We start from the raw sequence: 21509 nt of genomic DNA, 5'->3' as shown, positions 1-21509 counted from the left end.
TTATTTCCATAACCAATTATGTAGCTGAAAGGGTGAAGGAATATTTTCTACTCTAACAGGCGAAAACTTTATGACAAATAGTATATAATCTTTAAACTCTGCCAAGTTTATTGAAAGACACCCGGTCGAAGTGATTCGCCCGGGTTTTCTTTTTTATTTATCGTCTGGGATGAATATCTTCATTGAAACGTTCAAACCCGGCAGCGTTGATTCTTTTCTTTGCCTGTCTGGTGGCATTAAATATCACATTCTTCAATTCCACTGACTCGGCACGGAAATCGCTATTCTCTTTCCCCTCTTTAACCTGCACTGTCAGCTGGAACGTACCATATCCATCAATGGTAACACTGTGCCCATCTTTCAGTTTTTCCTCAATGCAAGCGGCAATCCTTATAAACGCACTCATCAGTTCGCCCTTCTTAGCCGGCGAACCACCACTTAGCTCCCTGACCAAATCCTCCATCCTATAGTTAGATCTACTTTTTACACTTACCCAAACAGATTTTTTGTCTTCACCAGTCTTTGCATTCTTCAAAGTATTGGTGTGAACGCTGTAACGAATTGCCATTTCTTCCTCTTTAGATTAACAGATTAATTACTTTATACTATTACTTTATTATCGAAGAACTATTATTAGGGTCGCGACCCCAGCTTATTAGCCTTATGAGGCTATACTCATGGCATCATGACCCTAAACATCAAGGGACATGACCCTAACAATAAGTCGTCTAAACAAAGATACTAATTCGGCGGCAATAACCAGCTAGTTTCTCATTATTAGTCAGATAAATAACGGGCATAAGAGTAGAATTAAATCAAAAGTTTATTGTGTTTATAGATTTTCTTTCTAACTTTGCCGCGCATTGGTTCACAAAATCTCCCGTAGCGAAGAAGTGATTAAAAGGGAATCAGGTGAGAATCCTGAACAGTCCCGCTGCTGTAAGTTTCATTATAACGTTGTAAGCAACCACTCAATACCACTGAACAATTAGTTCGGGAAGGCGCTTTCCAACGGAAACAAGTCAGAAGACCTACCGTGCATTATGACAGTATAAAGCTTACGAGGAATGAGCTTAGCACATAACAAAACACATTTTATTACTTATTTAAACTGATAGACAAGATGAAAAAGATCTATTCTCTATTGCTGCTTACCGTGGTGGTACTATGTAGTTGCAACAGCGACGACAATTCGCCCATTGTAAACAGCACAACCGTTGTTCTTAACCTACAAGGAAAACTAGACAAGCCCGAAACTGAATTTACCGGGATATTTAAAGAAGAGCCGGCAGGGGCCTGGACTTATAAAAACACATTTGTTGACCAGACAGGTTATTTCGTTTTCGATAGCTACACAACAAGCTTTAATACATTTGGAGGGGGATTTACCTATACCAATAAGACTGATGTAAAAACTGCGGGATATACTAACAACAGTGCAATCACCGGTAGCGGTAAAACCAGTGCAACATATATGACTGTAAACCCAAGTGAGTACTCAACCGACAAGTTCCATTTTGCAGGAAACGCCAGCCATACCGTGAAAGGTATGTATGTAACCAACAGTACTTATGCCTATTTATCTATATTGAATGGTGACGGTTACGCAAAACCATTTAAGGATGGCAGCTGGTTTAAACTTACTGTTACTGGTTTAGATGATAAAGGTAACACAACAGGCACTGCCGAAATTTATCTTGCAGATTACCGCAACGGGAAAAAGGTTCTGCTTGATAAATGGACATGGATGGACCTTTCTGCCCTTGGCAAAGTTGCTGAAGTTAAATTCAGCCTATCTTCAACTGATAACGGAAATTTCGGAATGAATACTCCTGCCTATTTCTGCATGGACGGATTCACAATCGAATTATAATCTGAAAATAAAATGTCATACACTCGAAGCATAATAATCTCTTTATCCATTTGGTTCTGCACAAGTTTGCTTGTCCAGGCGCAAAAACCAGATTCCTTACGTGTACATACCCTTAAGGAAGTTGTGGTAAAGGAGAGAAAAAAGGAGAAGGAACTTCGTTCCACTACTCCGCTTCAGGTGCTTGATGTTAATCAATTAAAACAGTCCGGGTTATTACAGGTTTCGGATGCTGTCAGGTTTTTCAGCGGAGTGGTTGTAAAAGACTATGGCGGCATCGGCGGACTAAAAACAATCTCGGTACGAAGTCTGGGAGCCAACCACACAGCCGTGGTTTACGACGGGATTTCTATTACCGATTCTCAAACGGGACAAGTGGACCTTGGAAAGCTAACGCTGGATAATATTGAAGAGATTAGTTTGAACAGCGGGCAAAACGATAACATCTTTCAGCCTGCCCGACTCTTCTCTGCCGCCAGTGTCCTGAATATAAAGAGTCCGGCACCCGTACTTACTCAGAAAAATATAAATGCCAGCGCTACCTTTAAAGGGGGTAGCTTTGGCTTTTATAATCCGAGTCTTCATCTAGACAACCAGTGGAACGAGGTGTTGTCTTCCTCCTTCCATGCAGACTACATGCATGCCGACGGCAACTATCCCTACACTCAGCTTAACGGAACCGCCACGGAGCGATTGCATCGTCTTAACTCGGATATTGAAACGGTGAAGACAGAAGCCAACTTGTTTGCCCGTTTCAGCGACAGGCAGAAGGCCAGTTTGAAGGCTTATTACTACTTCTCGGACAGAGGTCTGCCTTCTAACAAATTATATTACGCACGTGCCGAGGAGCGTTTGAAAGACAAGAATTTCTTTGTCCAGGCAAATTATGAAAACCAATTATCCAATCGTTGGAGCCTCTTGATGAACGGTAAGTTCAACTGGGGCTACAACAGGTATGATAATCCGGACAACGCCACTTATAATGCGGTTACCCGAAATAATTATTATCAGAACGAATATTATCTGTCGGGAACCGTCATGTATCGTGCAAATTCTAATCTCTCCTTATCGTTGGCCAATGATGGAAGTATCAATACCATGAGGGCAGACCTTACCAATTTTGTCTACCCTACCCGCTTCACTTTGCTCAATGCGCTGGCTGCCAAGTATGTGAACAACCGCCTCACCGCAACGGCTCACATACTTTCTACCTTAACCCGCGAATCAGTAAGAACCGGAACGGCTGCCGATAACCGGAACCGCTTCTCTCCCTCTGTAAGCTTCTCCTACCAGTTGTTTAAGAACGAGGATCTGCGGGCGAGACTGCTTTACAAAGATATTTTCCGTCTGCCTACCTTCAACGATCTCTATTACGGAACGATAGGCACACGGTCGCTCAAGCCGGAACAGGCGAGCGAATTCAATGCCGGCCTGAGCTGGATTAAGAAATTTAACCACGTTATTCCATACATCTCCTTGTCGGTCGACGGTTTCTATAACCGGGTTAGCGATAAGATTGTAGCTGTACCCACAAAGAATCTGTTTGTATGGAGCATGCGCAATATCGGACGGGTTGACATCCGGGGAATGGAAGCAAATATGGAGACGGCATTCCGTTGCAGCGACAAGATCAGACTGGCCGCTACCGGAAACTATACCTATCAGCGCGCCATGGATAAAACAGATAAATACAACATGCCCGATAAGGTGACATATAATCATCAGATACCATACACTCCGCGTCATTCGGGATCGGCCAGACTCAGTCTGGAAATGCCGTGGGTAAACATTGCCTATACACTGATAGCTGCCGGCGAACGGTTTTCCAACCAGTACAATGCCCCGGAATATCGTCTGGAAGGTTACACGGAACACTGCGCTTCGTTGAGTAGAACCTTCAAAATGAAGAGCTGCTCCATCTCCGCACAGGCAGAGGTGCTCAACCTTTTCGATAAGGAATATGAAATAGTACAGAATTACCCGATGCCGGGACGACAGTTCCGCGGAAGCATACGTTTGATTTATTGATATGAAAAAAAGTATTCTACATATTATCCTCCTACTTTCGCTGTTGATGTGCGCCTGCGACGACACCATCGTATGGCAAGAAACGGGCGATCACCCTATGGAAACGGAAACAAAGGGAATCTATATTCTTTGCGAGGGGTTGTTTAACATGAACAACAGCACCCTCTCCTGCTACGACTTCGGGAAAGGGCAAATGATCTCGTTCCAGGATCAGGATAAAAGAGGAAGCGACAAGACTAGCTTCGACTACTTCAAGATGATGAACGGCAGGAAGCTGGGCGATACCGCCAACGACCTTCAGCGTTACGGTTCCAAACTTTACTGTGCGGTAAACGTATCCAGTCAGATAGAGGTACTGAATGCCTCCGATTGCGTTTCGCTAAAACAGATTCCTCTGATAAACGAAGAAGGAATTGCCCGTCAGCCCCGCTACTTTGCCTTTTATAAGGATAAAGCCTATGCATGCAACTTCGATGGAACAGTTGCACGAATTGATACTACTACATTAAAAGTGGACGGCATAGTTAAAGTTGGCCGCAATCCCGACGGCATTTGTGTGGCAAACGGCAAGCTTTATGTGGCGAATTCGGGTGGACTGGACGAAAAGAATCCGGATAATACCGTATCGGTAATCAGCACGGAGACTTTTACGGAAACAAAGAGAATTACGGTTCGCAACAACCTGGGCACCATTCATGCGGATGAATCGGGGAATGTTTATGTAGTTTCGCGCGACAGCTACAATTATACCATTGGCGATTACAACTGTCGGCTGCATCGCATCGATAGCGAAACAGATAAACTGATTAAAACATATGATCGGCCTATTCTGAGCTTTACTATCAGCGGGCATCTGGCTTATATGTACAGTTACAACTCGAACATTGAAGCCATTCAGGTGATGGATACACGTACGGGGGAGATTATTGATGACAATTTTATTAAAGATGAAACAAAGATTGTCCGTACGTACCATATCGATGTTAATCCGGTCAACGGTGATATCTACATCTGCGATGCGCAGAATTACGTAATCAACGGAAGCATTGTTTGCTTCTCCAAGAATGGTGTACATAAATTCACCATTGATGCAAAAGGCATAAACCCAAACTCTGTATTGTTTATAAACAAATAGGAACAATGAAAAAGATTCTACTAAGTATCATAACTTTGCTTGCCATTCAAGGTCAGGCTCAAAATAAATATTACATAACCAAGGTGCTGGAATATGTTCCTGCTCCGGGACAATTCGTGAATGTGCTTCCGGCGTACACAAGCGGTGACAATGCTGCTACCATGTGTGCCAAATGCTTGGATTACTTTAATCAGGATTATACCGTTAGTTTAGGCGCTTTTGGCGGTTATATAACTGTGGGATTTGACCATACAATTGCGAATAAGGAAGGCGAATATGATATCAAAGTACTGGGAAATGCCTTCGATGGAAGCGCAGAACCGGGAATCGTCCTTGTATCAGCCGATACAAACAAGGACGGTTTGCCCAACGATACTTGGTACGAACTGAAAGGGTCGGAATATGATAACCCGAATACCATTCACAACTACCAGATTACCTATTACAAACCGGCGAATGCTACTGATAAAGTCAGATGGACAGACAACAAGACCGGAGAAGGATACGTACTGCGCAACACTTTCCATACACAAGCATATTATCCTCAGTGGATAAATGCAGAAACAATGACCTATCAAGGTTCACGGCTTCAGAACAACGGAACTTTCGACAGTAATCTGAATAAGTGGGTTATGGCTTCGTATGAGTATGGTTATGCTGATAATCAACCAAACATATCAGATGGGTGCAAGCTGAAACTGGACTGGGCGGTCGATGCAAACGGTAACAGCGTGAAGGTAAAAGGCGTTGACTTTATTAGGATTTATACAGCCGTGAACCAAGCCATAGAGAATGGTGTGGGCGAAATCTCCACTGAAATTTCAGGAGTTGAAGATCTTCACCCCGAATTGACGGGAGAATCCGTTATACTTACGGCAATTAATCAGGTGAGTAATAACTCCAAAGCGATTTATCAAGATGGGCGTCTCACCATTGAAGAAGAATATCCTTGTATCGTGCAAGCTTATAATCTACAGGGAACGGTTGTTGGTCAGTGGAATCACGAAGGAGGGATGCAAAGTTTTGAGTTTACACCAGCCAGAGGAGTCTATTTGATAAAGACTGCAACGAATAATCAGAAAATAGTTGTTACCCGTTAATCCCGTTTTACCACCTGATTTACTGAAGTTTTTTGAACGGTATTTTCGTCTCTCATTGAAATATAGCAAACTGTAATTTAATATATTAGGTGCTATCCTAAAAAGTTCGCCGAGTACTAATATTGGAATATAGTTACATTATAAGGATTCGGGAGCGAGCCGTTTCTACTCAGGAGCTGATTACATAAGCGAAATGAGCATGAAACTTTAAAGGATTATGTTGCAGCATAGATAAAACTGTCATGATTACAGGAACTTAAAGTATATTGGCCTATAAACAGCTGCACCAAATTGTTTCATCTCTCTTTGATTGCAGGAGCAAGATGAACATTAAACTACAAAGGATATGTTGTAGCGTAGGCTGTACTGTCGTGATTACAGAAAATAGAAGAATATTGGTCTATAAATACCTTCAGTAAATTGCTCCACCTCTCATTTATTTCAAGAACTAATTGAGCATTGTTTAACCCTTCAGGGAACAATCTATTTCTCCTCAGCAACGACAAGCAGAAAATTCGGCCGGCTCTAATTAAAGAGAAAGCTGGCTCCAAGTAATTACAAAATCCGAATGAACTCTGTAATGAAGTCGAAACTTCTGTTGCTTAGCAGTTCGCATTTCGCAGGCATCAAACCTTCCATTATCCTCAGGCATAAAGGGGGCTATTAATAAATGCTCCTTAAAGTCAACCCCTTCTTCTCCCAAGAGCTTGAACATGGTCTCTTTTGCCGACCAATGCAACAACAAGTGAAGCACCTCTTTATCAGAATAGATAGCAGCAATTTCCTTTTCGCTGAGAAACTTGGAGCGAAGCTTCAGGATTCTTTCGCCATATTGCTCTATATCAATCCCAACTCTTTTATCTGGATTGAGAATAACCGCAACATATCCTTTTGTATGCGAGATGCTGATTTGGTAAGATTGATCTGCCAGATAAGGCTTACCACTAGGAAGATAGTTCACCTGTTTTTCTTCTCCGCAAAGGTCTTTCAATAGAGCACGGACAGAGAGCCACTCCAATCTCCTGAAAGGAGCTGTTAGATGCTGCATCTGCTCTAAAACCTGAGCGGGATTATTAAACTGCTGAAGCAAATTCTCAAAGTTTTCTTCCATCTTCCAGATTCCCCAACAGCAATCATCTTCTATGTATTTTTCAATAACAGCCATACGCTTAGTGAGATTTTACAGTCAACGTCTCCATGATCCGGATAATATCCTGACGGATATAGTTCACCACCGGAGCAATGGAATCGGCATTGGTTATTGTATTAAAATAAAGAGACGCATTAAAGAAGTAATGACTACTATCAGTCAAAGCAACCTGTATGGGGGTTGCCACTTTTCCTTGAATATCGTATAGAATTCCGTATCTATGAGCCGTGTCATTTGAATAAGCCTTCTCTTTTATACCTGTGGCAACTGCAGTGTGTTGATAAGCCATCTTGCGGCTCTCTTCGGCAAAAGTGCGAAATTTATCGGGTGTTATCAAATGAAACGTGCAGTAAAGCCTAGCATTCAGCTGAGGATAATCTACATTGCAGAAATACTCACCAGGTTTGTTCTTTTGCCAGGTAAGCTTTGCCTGATTAGAAATATCGAACGTAAAAGGTAAAGTGTCTGTTGACAAGGCATATATAGCCTTCGGGAAGGACACTTTTAGTGGTTCTTTCTTTTTGGAGGGCGAACATGCTTCCATTAAAAGAAGTATCAGTATAAAAGAAAATATTCCCTGAAATAGTTTAGTTTTCTCTTTCGTTGTCATTGATGGAAAATTTAACTTTTAAAATGCGGCGTTCATCCATTTTCAGGACTTCAAAGTCGTATTCTTTATAATGCAGAACCTCATGTAGAGCGGGAAATTCCCCTTTAATTTCGAGCAACAAACCTGCCAGAGTATCAGCCTCTCCTGCTATTTCTTCAAAGATATCATTTTCCAGATCTGTAATCTTATAAAAATCAGTCAACAAAGTCTTTGCCTCGAAGATATAACTATGATTATCCAGCTTGACAAAATTACGTTCTTCCTCATCATATTCGTCATGGATTTCTCCAACAATCTCCTCAATAATATCTTCCATGGTGATAATCCCGGAAGTTCCTCCGAACTCATCGACCACAATCGCAATATGAATTTTATTGGCCTGAAAATCGCGAAGTAAGTCATCAATCATCTTTGTCTCCGGCACAAAATAGGCTGGACGGATAAGAGATTGCCAACGGAAATTATCGCTCTTATTCAGGTGAGGAAGCAAATCTTTAATATATAGAATCCCTTTGATATCATCTCTTGATCCTGAATACACCGGTATTCTTGAATAGGCATTATCAATAATACACTGAAGTACTTCTTTATAGGTAGCCTTAATATTCAAATCGACCATATCCAGTCGTGAAGTCATCACCTCTTTTGCTGTCTCTCCGCCAAACCGGATAATCCCCTCAAGGATCTGCTTTTCGTCAGATAACTCTTCTTCATCAGTCAGCTCCAGAGCATGAGAGAGTTCATCTACCGAAATATTGTATCCTTTCCGAGCCATGTGTCGATTGGCAAATGTTGTGGAACGAGTCATAACCAGAACAAGCGGCAAAAATACAAACTCCAGTATTTTAATTATCGGAGCGCCAAAACGACAAAAAGAAAGGCTTCGTTGTGAAGAATATATTTTTGGCAACATCTCACTAAAAAGTAATAAAATGGTAGCGATTACAACAGTCAAAAAAATGATTCCGATAATTTTGTATTCACCAAAATCAAAAACGCTCAGAAAGAAAGCGTTAAATAACATGATAATGGCTACATTGACAAACAAATTGGTCACTATAATAGTAGCCAGTAATCTATCGGATTTTTCCAGCAACGAAGATATTTTTCTGTCAGAAGAATGGTTACGCTGTGCAATTACATTTAGTTCGGAGGAAGAAAGCGAAAAAAAGGCAGTTTCTGAAGCAGAAACAAAACCTGAAACAATTAACAGCAATATGGCTATAAATAGTTCTAATTCTGCAACTAAAGAAGGTGTATGTGCGGTTATACCGCTTATAAAATTAGCCAATTGGCATATAAAGGCATCTGAGTCCAAAGATTTTGAATTTAGTTAAACATCGGAAGAATTATGTATTTTGAAACATGAACCAAGAAATACATTCGGTTCATGTTTCAAAATACATAATTCATCAATTTAGAAAGGCAGATCATCTGTAGGATTTTCTTGTGCAGGCTCCTGTTGAGCTTGCATCGGTGCACCTTGAGATGGCGCCTGATAAGTTCCATTGCCTGGTTGGGCTCCTCCTCTCGGACTAAGCATCTCCATATTATCTGCAAATATTTCTGTAATGTATCTTTTGGCACCACTAGGATCATCATAAGAACGAGTTCTTATCTTTCCTTCAATGTACAATTTATCTCCTTTATGCACATACTTTTCAGCAACTTCAGCCAATCCTCTCCATAAAACAATATTATGCCATTCAGTCCTTTCAGGAACCTGAGTGCCATTGGCCAAAGTATACCCTTTCTCGGATGTTGCCAAAGTAAAGTTTGCTACTGCTACCCCACTATCCAAATACCTAACATCAGGATCTTTCCCAACGTTTCCCAACAATATCACTTTATTAACTGACATAAGATTTGTTTTTAAAAATTATTAGTTCATCTTTTGCCCAAAAATAAGCAGAAATTAGTCATCAAACAAATATTCAGATGATATTTACAAATATTTCTCAAGAAAGAGATGTATCAATCTAGACACAGCAAACTGGTCAATATCCTTAATCGCGACTTTCTTATAGTTGGAAAAAGATTTTGAATGTTCGGACAAAACAACCTCATAAAAATTAGTAATAATAATTCGATGGGACAATACATGTTTTACATTTCGTTCCAGGCAACGAATCATTGGCTCTTCACCAGAAGTAAATAATTGCTGAAATTGGGGTAAAGCATAGAATTCCTCCTCACTAAGCAGATGCTCTGTCTCTATCAACGGAAGCTCGAACAGATTTTTCCAGATATCGTTTCCGCTACGCTTATTAATAAAGGTATACGCGCCCATGCGTACATATATATAATTAAAATACCGATTTGACGATTTTGTCTTGCCTTGCTTTACAGGGAGCACACGTGTTAGTTTCTCGGCAAAAGCGATACAGCTATCAACCAATGGGCATACATTGCAATCCGGAGAAGATGGGATACATTGAATAGCACCAAAATCCATAATTGCCTGATTATAGATTCCAGGATTCGATTTATCCAACAGTTCAGCTGCCAAAGAAGCAAACAACTTTTTTCCTTGTGTTGAATCAATCGGAGTATCAATTCCCAAATAACGCGACAATACCCGATAAACATTTCCATCAACTACTGCATACGGCAAGTTGTAGGCAAAAGAGCAAATTGCAGAAGCAGTATACTCACCGACTCCTTTCAGAGAAAGAATCTCATCGTAACTTTTAGGGAAGTCACCCAAGATGCTTTTTGCAGCAGTATGAAGGTTTCTGGCTCTGGAATAGTAGCCTAATCCCTGCCAATACTTCATCACTTCGTCTTCATCAGCTTCAGCAAGCGATTTTACTGTTGGAAAGCGTTCAACGAATCGGATAAAGTAGTCATATCCCTGCACTACCCGTGTTTGTTGCAAAATGATTTCTGAAATCCATATTAAATAAGGGTCAGTCGTCTCACGCCATGGCAAAGCCCTCTTATTTACTGAATACCAGTCTATAAGTTTATTACTAAAATCACTCATCACATAAATCAAAATAACATTTCTCCACAAAAGTAAAGCAATAAACGGGAATCAGCCTACTTTTTTAGAAAAATCTTAAGGATATATTTTTTTGAGAACCTAAAAAGCTATATATTTGCATTCCAAAAAATTAGAAGTACTTATAACATTTATTTTTTAATAAAATGACAAAAGCAGATATTGTAAACGAGATTGCCAAGAATACCGGTATTGATAAAACTACAGTGCTTACAACAATTGAAGCATTCATGGATACAGTGAAAGAATCATTATCAAACGACGATAATGTATATTTACGTGGATTTGGTAGTTTTGTAGTAAAGAAAAGAGCTCAGAAAACAGCTCGTAACATTTCTAAGAACACAACTATCATTATCCCTGAACACAATATCCCATCGTTCAAGCCTGCGAAGACATTTACACTTGCAGTAAAGAAATAATTAACAAGAGTATTAACCATAAAATTTTGAAGCTATGCCAAGCGGAAAGAAGAAGAAAAGACATAAAATGTCTACTCACAAACGTAAAAAAAGACTAAGAAAGAACAGACATAAAAGCAAGAAATAATTTTTAGTCTGTATAACAGAAATAAAGAACAAACTTGTTGAGACTAATGTCTTGGAAGTTTGTTCTTTGTTTAAAGAGGAACTTCAAATGAACAATAGATATTAATCTACTGTTCATCACTTAACTAATAAAGAAAGATATTGTGACAAGCGAACTGGTAGTAGACGTACAACCCAAAGAAATTTCCATTGCACTTCTTGAAGACAAGAATCTGGTGGAACTTCAAAGTGAAGGGAGAAACATCTCCTTCTCTGTGGGTAATATGTATTTAGGCCGCGTAAAAAAATTAATGCCCGGTTTAAATGCTTGCTTCGTGGATGTCGGTTACGAAAAAGACGCCTTTCTTCATTATTTAGATTTAGGTCCTCAATTTAATTCTCTACAAAAGTACGTAAAACAAACACTAAGCGACAGAAAAAAGCTTAATTCCATTGCCAAAGCAACTGTTCTTCCCGACATAGAAAAAGAAGGAACTATCTCCAACGTTTTAAAAGTAGGTCAGGAAGTTGTTGTACAGATTGTAAAGGAACCTATCTCAACCAAAGGGCCAAGACTTACAGCAGAGATTTCATTCGCAGGAAGATATCTAGTGCTTATCCCCTTTAACGACAAGGTTTCTGTTTCACAAAAAATTAAATCAAGTGAAGAGCGTGCCCGGTTAAAACAACTTCTGCAAAGCATTAAACCAAAGAACTTTGGTGTTATTGTGCGCACAGTAGCAGAAGGTAAAAGGGTTGCCGAACTTGATGGAGAACTCAAGGTTCTTCTAAAACATTGGGAAGAGAGCATCACAAAAGTTCAGAAAGCAACCAAGTTTCCTACTCTTGTTTATGAGGAGACTAGTCGCACTGTTGCATTGCTTCGTGATTTGTTTAATCCTTCTTTCGAAAACATATACATCAACGATAAAAACGTATATGAAGAGATAAAGGATTACGTTACACTTATTGCCCCTGAAAGGGCTGAAATCGTAAAGTTGTATAAAGGACAGCTTCCAATCTACGATAATTTCGGTATCACCAAACAAATAAAATCCTCATTTGGAAAGACTATTTCCTACAAAAGTGGTGCATATCTGATTATCGAACATACAGAAGCTCTTCATGTGGTCGATGTGAACAGCGGTAACCGCGCAAAAGGAACCAACAGCCAGGAAGGAAATGCTTTGGAAGTTAACCTCGGAGCGGCCGATGAATTGGCAAGACAACTTCGTCTCAGGGATATGGGAGGAATTATCGTCATAGACTTCATCGATATGAATGAACCTGAAAATCGGCAAAAAGTTTACGAAAGAATGTGTGCCAATATGCAACTGGATCGGGCCAAACATAACATTTTGCCACTAAGTAAATTTGGTTTGATGCAGATCACTCGCCAACGTGTCCGTCCTGCCATGGATGTAAACACAAGCGAAACCTGCCCCACCTGTTTCGGTAAAGGGACCATTAAGCCTTCTATCCTCTTTACAGATAATTTAGAGAATAAAATTGATTACCTGGTAAATAAACTAAAGGTAAAGAAATTCACTCTGCACATCCACCCGTATATTGCAGCGTATGTTAATCAGGGATTAATATCCTTGAAACATAAGTGGCAAATAAAATACGGATTTGGTATTAAGATTATTCCTAATCAAAAACTCGCCTTCCTGGAATATCTATTCTACGATTCAAATGGCGAAGAAATTGATATGAAAGAAGAAATCGAAATCAAGTAAAAAACAAAAGGCTGCCCAAATGGACAGCCTTTTATTTTAAATTGCATTTTAAAACTAACGCAACCAAATAAGATCGCCTACCTGAGGTACATATTCACCTGGCTTAGCATTGAGTTCGTATAAGTTTTTAAGGCGAATACCATAACGTTGAGAAATGCTGTGCATAGAGTCATCCTCACGCACTACGTGAACCTTATACTTTTCTGCGGCATGTTTTTTCTTGGCATGCAGATAAACAATATCTCCTTCTTCGAGGGTGTATCCCTTTTGAAGGTCGTTATACTTTATAAGCTTACGCGCTGAGGTTTCAAATTCTTTTGCAATACTCTCGAAGGTATCACCACGACGAGCAACTACATAAAGTAAATCGTTAGCAATATAAGCCTGATGCGAATTGAATATCACCAATTCCTTTTTATCGCGTACAGCTTTTCCCAGTCCCTCCCTGTCATATTTATAGAGTTCATAATCTTCTATGATGGTAATCAGACGGTTTGCATAAGATGGATCTGTTGCATATCCGGCTTTCTTTAAACCAATTGCCCAACTCTTATAATCGGTTACTTCATAATTAAACAGGAATGCATAACGTGAACCTGATACAAGGAATTTGGAATGATCTTCATAGGAAGCTCCAGGGTGCTCGTATGCCCGGAAACACTCATTACGGGCATCATCATCATGAAGCACGCTCGGACCATTCCATCGCCCACCGCATTTAATGCCAAAATGGTTATTCGATTCTTTTGCCAATGTGCTTTCACCGGCGCCAGATTCAAGTAATCCCTGTGAAAGAGTTATACTAGCAGGAATTTTGTAAGTTCTCATCTGCTTCACTGCTAAGCTACTGTATTGCTTAACGTATGCCACGTATTTGGGGTTTCTGAATTGTGCCTGCATCATACCTGAATATGCTGTAGACACTGCAAAAACAAATAACAATCGGGAGAGTTTCATAATCTATGTTTAATTCTGGTTCAAAGCACAAAATTCATAAAAATAATCGAATAAACCAATCTCTTTTATTAACTTTGTTTATCAAACCTTTAAAACTACGCAGGTATGAAAGAACTACTAATCAAGTCTGTTATAAAAATATGCCAATACGACGAACTGAATGACGAAGATAAAAGATTGATCGACCAATCGAAAGAGGCAACCAAACGCAGCTATGCACCCTATTCCAAATTCTCTGTCGGAGCTGCCGCTTTACTTGAAAACGGAATAACTGTCACAGGTACTAATCAGGAAAACGCTGCCTACCCTTCGGGTTTGTGCGCCGAACGTACCACACTTTTTTATGCCAATTCTCAATATCCTGAATCAGCAGTAAAAACACTCGCTATTGCAGCTCGCACTGAGCGTGATTATATAGAAACTCCTATTCCTCCTTGTGGTGCTTGTCGTCAGGTAATCCTCGAAACAGAAAAACGTTTTGGAAAACCTATCCGCATTTTGCTTTATGGAAAAAATTGCATTTATCTGATTGAAGGGATTGAAGATCTGCTTCCGCTCTCTTTTGATGCTTCGGCAATGGAGTAGTTTCAATTAGCAATCAAATGTCTTATATTAAATAGGAAAATAATATGAAAAAGATCTGTTTATTGCTATTATTCTCTGTATCATTATCTGGTTGTGTAACTTCACAAATAGAGAATAAAGGTTCATTTATTCGAAATGATGATACCAAAAGCATATTTGTAACAAGTGATAAGATAAAACCGGGCATGAGTAAAGCAGAGCTGATTTCCATTTTTGGAAAGCCATATAAATCAGCCTTCTTTTATGATAAGGATAAGATATTACACGAAACACTGTATTATAAGGAGCAACTTTATATAATGACATGGTACTCCGTAAATACAATATTTCACTTTGAGAACTCCATATTGATATCTCAGGAACAAGGGAATGAAAGCCTTACCTTTGATAATAGCTGTAGCTGCAAAAAATAACTTCTCAAATGAGTCTTCAATAAAAAAAAGCTGCTTCCATTATGGAGGCAGCTTTTTTTATAAAGTATCATGTTTATTTAGATTCCAAGTGAAGTCATCACGGCTTTAACTTTTTCGTCTGCCTTTTCATTTGCGTCATCAAATTCTTCACGAGATTTCATTTCACCTTTCACTTCAATATAGAATTTAATCTTAGGTTCTGTTCCTGAAGGACGAATAGAGACCTTGCTTCCATCTTCAGTAAAGTATTGCAAAACATCCGATGCCTCGGGCATATCCAGGTTACTCTGTTCGCCAGCTGCATTAGTTTGTTTCAAAGCATTAAAATCTTTATAAAGAACAATTTTAGAACCAGCCATTTCTTTAGGAGGATTATTACGGAAATCAGCCATCATCTGCTTAATTTCTTCGGCACCACTCTTACCTTTCTTCACAACAGAAATACCTTTCTCTTTGGAGAATCCGTATTCAACATAAATATCCTGAAGAAGCTGATATAGTGTTTTGCCATTATCTTTTGCCCATGCAGCAACTTCAGCGATCAAACAACAGGCCGAAACAGCATCTTTGTCACGAACAAAATCTTCAGCAAGGAATCCGTAGCTTTCTTCTCCCCCACCAATATATACTTTTTTACCTTCAAGCAGACGGATTTCGCGAGCAATCCACTTGAATCCGGTGTAACAATCAAGTATCTCAATGTTGTTACGATCGGCTATTGTCTTAATCAGCTCAGTTGTAACGATTGTTTTTACCACAAACTCGTTACCCTTAATCTTATTCAACGCCTTGTACTGAGTAATGATATAATAAAGGTACATCAAACATGTCTGATTGCCATTAATCAGTACCCATTCTCCCTTATCGTCTTTACATGAAATACCTACGCGGTCAGCATCCGGATCGGAAGCCATAACTAAGTCTGCATCGGTTTCCTTTGCTTTTTCAATAGCCATTGACAATGCAACCGGTTCTTCCGGATTAGGAGATTTCACGGTTGGGAAATCACCGCTAATCACGTTTTGTTCAGGAACAGGTATAATATTAGTAAAGCCCCACATTTTCAACGCACGAGGTACGATATGCACACCTGTACCGTGAATCGGAGTATATACAATCTTTAAATCATTATGACGAGCAATTACTTCCGGGTCGATTGATACAGTTTTTACCTTATCCAGATAAGCTTTATCGATCTCTTCTCCAATGATTTCAATCAATGCCGGATTTCCTTCAAATTTGATATCGGCCGCTGAAGCTACTTTATTCACTTCATCAATAATACCTGCATCGTGTGGTGCCAGTACCTGAGCCCCATCATCCCAATATGCTTTGTAACCATTGTATTCCTTCGGGTTATGAGAAGCAGTGAGGATGATACCACTCTGACATCCCAAGTGACGAATAGTAAACGACATTTCAGGAGTTGGGCGAAGATCTTCAAACAGATATACTTTGATACCGTTAGCAGAAAAGATATTTGCAGAAATTTCGGCAAACTTACGACTGTTGTTACGGCTATCGTGACCAATAACTACCGAAATCTGTTTCAATTCGCTGAAAGACTTATTCAGATAGTTAGACAGTCCTTGGGTTGCAGCACCAACAGTATAGATATTCATCCGGTTGCTGCCTGCTCCCATAATACCACGTAAACCGCCGGTTCCAAATTCCAGATCTTTGTAGAAAGATTCAATTAAATCTGTCTTATCCTCATTTTCGAGCATTCTTTTTACTTCAGATTGTGTCTCTGCATCATAAGCCGGAGTCAGCCATTTCATTGCTTTCTCTGTAACGAATTTTATTAATTCCTCATTACTCATACGTCTATTTCTATTTTATATTATTATTTTCAGAAGTTTAATAATTATACAAAAATAAGTTTTTCAACTCATATTTCCTATCTAATCAATTAACTTTTTGAGTTAAACGATTTCTTATTCAAGTACTTTATAACGGTCACCTGTCGTTTTTGCTATCTCTTCCAGAAAATCCTTCGGATATCCCGGTCTAATCACTGGAGCAGGTTGCCCAATAGAATTTCTTTCAAATTTACCGTTTTTCATACGTTTCACTACTCCATCGTTATATTTAACGATCAGGAATTCGCCAAGGCGCTTCCATGTTTCTGTTGTAGTCTGTGCGGTCATACCCGAATAATTGGTAAGAAATGCTTTTGCTTTGGCCGGATCGGTCTCAAGCATCTTTGTGGCGGTTGCCTCAATCGCTTCCTGAGAGGTATTAAATCCATTTTCCAGTTCTTTCTGAGTTGCACGCATATCATCGATCATTAAACTATAACGCGGATAGATCATATTCGACACCCAGTTGAATACCCAGAATGAAGACTCCCATGAAAAAGTAAGAAAATCGCCTTTGCCCTGAGCATAACAGTCAGGCACTTTGTCTGTACAACAATACACCGGAGTGTATACTGTCATGTTAGCATCATCCATTCCAAACCAAAGCACACCACCAACGGCATCGGGTTTATCAGCTCTCATTTGTGCCACGAATGTAAACCCGGTTTGCTGTGTCGAAATGGGACGTTCATTGAAATATTGCTGATCTCCGACTTTGAATGTGAGTGGAGAAAGACGGTATGGACTCTTGAAAGGGCCTGCACCAAAGTCTTTTGTTAAATCAAGCGGAGTTCCTTCGTAATGATCACGCATGGCATTCTTAATATCCTGTACAGATATTTTCTTGGGGGCTTTTATATAAAGAGGCATTGGCTCGGTAGTAGTGCCTTGAATGTAACTTAAATACTTATCCATCTCCGGATTGAACATTCTATAAAAGCTCCATACTCTGGCTTCACAAAAGCGACGAGCTTCAAAATCAATCGGAGCATAAGCATCGGCAAAACTAAAATCTTTATTCACTCCATTGAAATATTTCTTCTCGCGAGCAAATGATATTACATCCGAAGAGTACATGCAATTCTCTTTGTCGTCCATATTAAACTGATGGATACGCGACTGGTTTGCATGAGCCGAAATACAATCATCAGGAATGCGTACTGCAACCCATACTGCTCCACGAATACCTGGTCCTTTACCGATCATCTCCATTACCCATATTTCGTTCGGGTCGGCGATAGTGAATGATTCTCCACTGCTGTAATATCCATATTCTTGTACCAGATTATCCATTATTTGAATAGCTTCTCTGGCGGTACGTGCGCGCTGAAGGGTAATATAGATTAAACTTCCATAATCAACAATTCCGGTTGAATCAACAAGTTCCGGGCGTCCACCAAAAGTAGTTTCGGCAATAGTCAACTGAAACTCGTTCATGTTTCCAATCACATTATAGGTCCTTTTGGCTTGTTCTATCTTTCCCAGATATTTTCCGGTATCCCATTCATGTATATCCAGCATGGTTCCTTGTGAATACGTAGCTGCCGGATAATGACATAGGTATCCGTACATGCCATAAGAATCGGCAGAGTAAGAAACAATGGTTGATCCATCAACAGAAGCATTTTTTCCTACAATCAGATTAGTACAGGCAAAAGTTTTTGCCAGTGCTGCTATCAGCAAGAAAGCAAAAGTCAAGAGTCTTTTATTCATATATTACTATTATAGCTATTAATTATTCTACCATATAAATGTATCACGATATAATGTAGAATTGCCGCAATTGTCAGTTACCAGCAATTCAATTGTATGTCTGATGCCTTTCTGCACTTTTCTCGAATCGAGCCTGCAGCTAAGGCGGGAATTCATCATTCTTAAATGAAAAAGCGCAAACTTTCCGTCAATTTTTCCTTTGTAGGATTTGATACCGGTCTGTTTATCATAAATAGAAAAAGAGACGATTCCGGTTTTTCCCCAGAAACTCTTTCCTACGGGTGCCACTACCGGATGGATTGTATCCACTTTCACAGCATAGGTTCCCAGTTCTTTTATATCTGCACAAACAAATCCATTAATAAATTTCCCTCCTAAGGAACGATATCCCTTCCCTCTTTTCTGGGCAATATAATATTTGTTCGTGTCCGGAGTTACCATATTCCTTATTCCAATCTGCAATTCGCAAGGAGCATGCAAAGGCAAAGCCACACTATGCAACTGACAATCTGACGAGACAGCTCCGGGAACATCCATAACCTTGAAGTTTACAGGCTCATCCTGGTACACCATTCCCCTAGGTATTGTTAGTTTAACCCCAGGCTCCTGCAAAATATTCAATTCATCCCACCTGATAATCCTCTTATCTCCAGTATCCCATTTCGGAATAGCCTGTTTGCGTCCTCTTACTGTGAAAGTGCATTTTGAAGTATTTCCATAAACATCTTTCAGGATAAACAGAAACTTATAATCACGTTCTTCATCAATTGTTATAATCCCGTTTTTATCATCAGTCCTCAAAACCCGCAGTTTATTACCCGGGTCGCGGAAACATTTCATATAACCCAGATATGTACTCGAATTTACATATCCGTTTTCATTATCCGAAAAATAATCCATGTGACTTGAGGCTATCAGTTTTCCGTCTACACATAGAGCAACCGAATGAACTCCATAATGATTATACACACCGTCCATAAAATCAAAGGCTTTTATTCCGGCACCTATTTCTCCCCATGCTTCGAGTACACTCTTCTTTGAAAGAGGGAACGAAACATTGGTTTGCTTACCATTCACCACTCCTTTGCCTCTCTGAGGAAAAAGCATCACAGCCTGAGCCACAGGAGCCTTGGTGTCTTTTATCACATTGACATAAAACTGAAGCGGATCTACCACATCACCGGTTTCCGTATTCAATAAGTCCATATGCAAATGTGGCCCGAAAGAATAACCTTCATTACCGCTCCACCCAATTTGTTGCCCCGCCTTTACTGGGAATTTATCCGAAGGCAAATCGATACTGACCTCATCCTGTTCATGCTCATACTGATAATTTTCAGTATAAGCTGTAATATAATTTACAAAACCCATCATGTGGCGATAAATGGAAGTATATCCATTATTATGCCTTACATGCAACATATATCCCGAGCCTAAAGAGACGCATATCTTAGATATATACCCATCGGCAATACTGTAAACAGGTAGTCCGGTTAATCCTTGGGTCTTAAAATCGAGTCCGCGGTGAAAATGGTTTGCTCTCAATTCCCCAAAATTCCCACTTAAAATCAGAGGAGGATTTAAAGGCGGTACAAATTCAGCCTTTCTTGACTCCTGCGCTGTAAGCGGAAGTCCGGCAAACAACATTAGAGCAATAATATATCTTTTCATTAAAACTAATACAATTTCCAACAGTTGCAAACTTACAGTTTTTTATTCAAAGCACATAATCATTATAAATATTATTCACAACTGTTCAACATAATAACCTCTTTAAACGTTATCTAATTAAGAAGTTAATAATATTATGAAAGTAGCTATTACAGGAAGTACAGGATTTATAGGGAGACACCTTACAGCTTTCTTAATAAGTAAAGGAGCTGACGTACAAGCCATCAGGAGGGAAGATTTGCTTCCGGAGCGTAAATTAGATTTAATAGCTCTGTTGAACGGATGTGATGCGATAATCAATCTGGCAGGCGCTTCGATCAATTGCCGCTGGTCAAAGACAAACAAACTTAAAATCAGAGATAGCCGGGTTAAGACAACCCGTACTCTGGTTCAGGCCATTAATGAACTAGGAAATAAGCCTGAGGTGTTTATTTCTGTTTCAGCAGTAGGTATCTATACTGACAAGAAAGAAATATGGAGTGAAAGAGAAGGAGCATACGATGAAGGATTTCTTTCAAAAGTTTGTCAGGAATGGGAAGCAGAGGCCAGGAAAATACATGATGACGTTCGCCTTGTAATTCCACGTTTAGGGGTTGTATTAAGTAAAGATGGCGGTGCTTTTCCCAAAATGGCACTACCCTTCCGCCTGTTTGCAGGAGTAAGAATTGCATCAGGCAATCAGGGGTTTTCATGGATTCATTTAAAAGATTTACTTGAGATATTCTGGACTATTATTAATACAAAGAAAATCAAAGGTGTAATAAATTGCACAGCTCCCCAAATGTGCGACAATCTGATATTTACTTATAGCATGGCTAAAGAGAGTCACCGTCCGGTTTTTTTAAGCATTCCATCATTACTCTTCAAACTGATGTATGGAGAAAGGGCATCCATTTTCACTAAAGGACAAAAGGTTTTTCCTTATAAGCTACTCAACTACGGGTTCATGTTCCAATTTCCGGAAATTAAAACGGCACTAAGGGAGTTATGTCACTAAAAAAAATTAAATTATTGATTTATATGTACTATAAAGGGACTGCATCTATTTGACAATGCAGTCCTTTTTTTTTAATTTTCAAAAACTGTCAATACTCTATATAAAAGGGTAACAAGAATATCTGTTCATATAGAAATTCCCAATAGTA

At 39.6% G+C, this 21509-nt stretch carries 19 protein-coding genes and 1 riboswitch; of the genes, 9 read left to right on the top strand and 10 right to left on the bottom strand.

What is annotated here, in order from left to right:
- Positions 1-157 precede the first annotated feature (157 nt).
- Positions 158-568: a hypothetical protein gene (locus ABWU87_RS02830; protein WP_353333090.1), complete on the bottom strand. Its 411-nt coding sequence runs from the start codon at positions 566-568 to the stop codon at positions 158-160.
- 278 nt (positions 569-846) lie between these two features.
- Positions 847-1053: riboswitch (cobalamin riboswitch) on the top strand.
- Positions 1054-1123: 70 nt separating this feature from the next.
- Here ABWU87_RS02830 and ABWU87_RS02825 point away from each other — a divergent pair.
- Genes ABWU87_RS02825 through ABWU87_RS02810 form a run of 4 tightly spaced genes read left to right on the top strand, consistent with a single transcriptional unit; the run spans position 1124 to position 6133 of the window.
- On the top strand, positions 1124-1873 hold the full coding sequence (locus ABWU87_RS02825; protein WP_353333088.1) for a DUF4465 domain-containing protein: 750 nt from the start codon (positions 1124-1126) through the stop codon (positions 1871-1873).
- A 12-nt stretch (positions 1874-1885) separates the two neighbouring features.
- Complete coding sequence (locus ABWU87_RS02820) at positions 1886-3898, top strand: TonB-dependent receptor plug domain-containing protein (protein ID WP_353333086.1); 2013 nt, start codon at positions 1886-1888, stop codon at positions 3896-3898.
- A gap of 1 nt (position 3899) precedes the next feature.
- Entirely contained in the window at positions 3900-5033 is a 1134-nt protein-coding gene (locus ABWU87_RS02815) for a DUF5074 domain-containing protein (protein WP_353333084.1), read from the top strand.
- A 5-nt stretch (positions 5034-5038) separates the two neighbouring features.
- Complete coding sequence (locus ABWU87_RS02810) at positions 5039-6133, top strand: PKD domain-containing protein (RefSeq protein ID WP_353333083.1); 1095 nt, start codon at positions 5039-5041, stop codon at positions 6131-6133.
- A gap of 529 nt (positions 6134-6662) precedes the next feature.
- On the opposite strand, the gene ABWU87_RS02805 is transcribed toward ABWU87_RS02810, so the two are convergent.
- From ABWU87_RS02805 to mutY, 5 genes are all read right to left on the bottom strand, one after another.
- The gene (locus ABWU87_RS02805; RefSeq protein WP_353333081.1) at positions 6663-7298 is read right to left on the bottom strand and encodes a 4'-phosphopantetheinyl transferase family protein; all 636 of its coding nucleotides are present in this window, start codon (positions 7296-7298) and stop codon (positions 6663-6665) included.
- Positions 7299-7302: 4 nt separating this feature from the next.
- Positions 7303-7893 (bottom strand): gliding motility protein GldD, encoded by a 591-nt coding sequence (locus ABWU87_RS02800; RefSeq protein WP_353333079.1) that lies wholly within the window; start codon positions 7891-7893, stop codon positions 7303-7305.
- Entirely contained in the window at positions 7871-9211 is a 1341-nt protein-coding gene (gene gldE, locus ABWU87_RS02795) for a gliding motility-associated protein GldE (protein WP_353333077.1), read from the bottom strand. The genes ABWU87_RS02800 and gldE overlap by 23 nt, the downstream gene beginning before the upstream one ends.
- A gap of 99 nt (positions 9212-9310) precedes the next feature.
- Entirely contained in the window at positions 9311-9754 is a 444-nt protein-coding gene (locus tag ABWU87_RS02790) for a single-stranded DNA-binding protein (RefSeq protein ID WP_353333075.1), read from the bottom strand.
- 84 nt (positions 9755-9838) lie between these two features.
- Positions 9839-10879, bottom strand: coding sequence for an A/G-specific adenine glycosylase (gene mutY / locus ABWU87_RS02785; RefSeq protein ID WP_353333073.1), 1041 nt, complete (start codon positions 10877-10879; stop codon positions 9839-9841).
- 164 nt (positions 10880-11043) lie between these two features.
- Here mutY and ABWU87_RS02780 point away from each other — a divergent pair, with 164 nt between their 5' ends.
- Together ABWU87_RS02780 and ABWU87_RS02775 are read left to right on the top strand one after the other, a co-directional pair.
- Positions 11044-11319, top strand: a complete 276-nt coding sequence (locus ABWU87_RS02780) for an HU family DNA-binding protein (protein WP_353333071.1) — start codon at positions 11044-11046, stop codon at positions 11317-11319.
- 269 nt (positions 11320-11588) lie between these two features.
- Entirely contained in the window at positions 11589-13163 is a 1575-nt protein-coding gene (locus ABWU87_RS02775; RefSeq protein WP_353333070.1) for an Rne/Rng family ribonuclease, read from the top strand.
- A 54-nt stretch (positions 13164-13217) separates the two neighbouring features.
- Here the strand turns inward: ABWU87_RS02775 and ABWU87_RS02770 are convergent, their stop codons facing one another.
- The gene (locus ABWU87_RS02770) at positions 13218-14120 is read right to left on the bottom strand and encodes a glucosaminidase domain-containing protein (protein WP_353333069.1); all 903 of its coding nucleotides are present in this window, start codon (positions 14118-14120) and stop codon (positions 13218-13220) included.
- 105 nt (positions 14121-14225) lie between these two features.
- Here ABWU87_RS02770 and ABWU87_RS02765 point away from each other — a divergent pair, with 105 nt between their 5' ends.
- Complete coding sequence (locus tag ABWU87_RS02765; RefSeq protein ID WP_353333067.1) at positions 14226-14705, top strand: cytidine deaminase; 480 nt, start codon at positions 14226-14228, stop codon at positions 14703-14705.
- Positions 14706-14749: 44 nt separating this feature from the next.
- A complete protein-coding gene (locus ABWU87_RS02760; RefSeq protein WP_353333065.1) occupies positions 14750-15118 on the top strand; it encodes a hypothetical protein in 369 nt (122 codons plus the stop codon).
- Positions 15119-15195: 77 nt separating this feature from the next.
- Here ABWU87_RS02760 and ABWU87_RS02755 read toward each other — a convergent pair whose 3' ends face one another.
- The 3 genes from ABWU87_RS02755 to ABWU87_RS02745 form a co-directional block, all read right to left on the bottom strand.
- A complete protein-coding gene (locus ABWU87_RS02755) occupies positions 15196-16941 on the bottom strand; it encodes a phospho-sugar mutase (RefSeq protein ID WP_353333063.1) in 1746 nt (581 codons plus the stop codon).
- A 114-nt stretch (positions 16942-17055) separates the two neighbouring features.
- On the bottom strand, positions 17056-18693 hold the full coding sequence (locus ABWU87_RS02750; protein WP_353333062.1) for a C69 family dipeptidase: 1638 nt from the start codon (positions 18691-18693) through the stop codon (positions 17056-17058).
- A gap of 27 nt (positions 18694-18720) precedes the next feature.
- On the bottom strand, positions 18721-20364 hold the full coding sequence (locus ABWU87_RS02745; RefSeq protein ID WP_353333060.1) for a M23 family metallopeptidase: 1644 nt from the start codon (positions 20362-20364) through the stop codon (positions 18721-18723).
- 136 nt (positions 20365-20500) lie between these two features.
- Here ABWU87_RS02745 and ABWU87_RS02740 point away from each other — a divergent pair, with 136 nt between their 5' ends.
- Positions 20501-21361 (top strand): TIGR01777 family oxidoreductase, encoded by an 861-nt coding sequence (locus ABWU87_RS02740; RefSeq protein WP_353333059.1) that lies wholly within the window; start codon positions 20501-20503, stop codon positions 21359-21361.
- Positions 21362-21509 lie beyond the last annotated feature (148 nt).

The sequence above is a fragment of the Bacteroides sedimenti genome, assembly GCF_040365225.1.
GTDB classification, from domain to species: domain Bacteria; phylum Bacteroidota; class Bacteroidia; order Bacteroidales; family Bacteroidaceae; genus Bacteroides; species Bacteroides sedimenti.
This window is presented reverse-complemented; position numbering and strand designations above follow the sequence as displayed.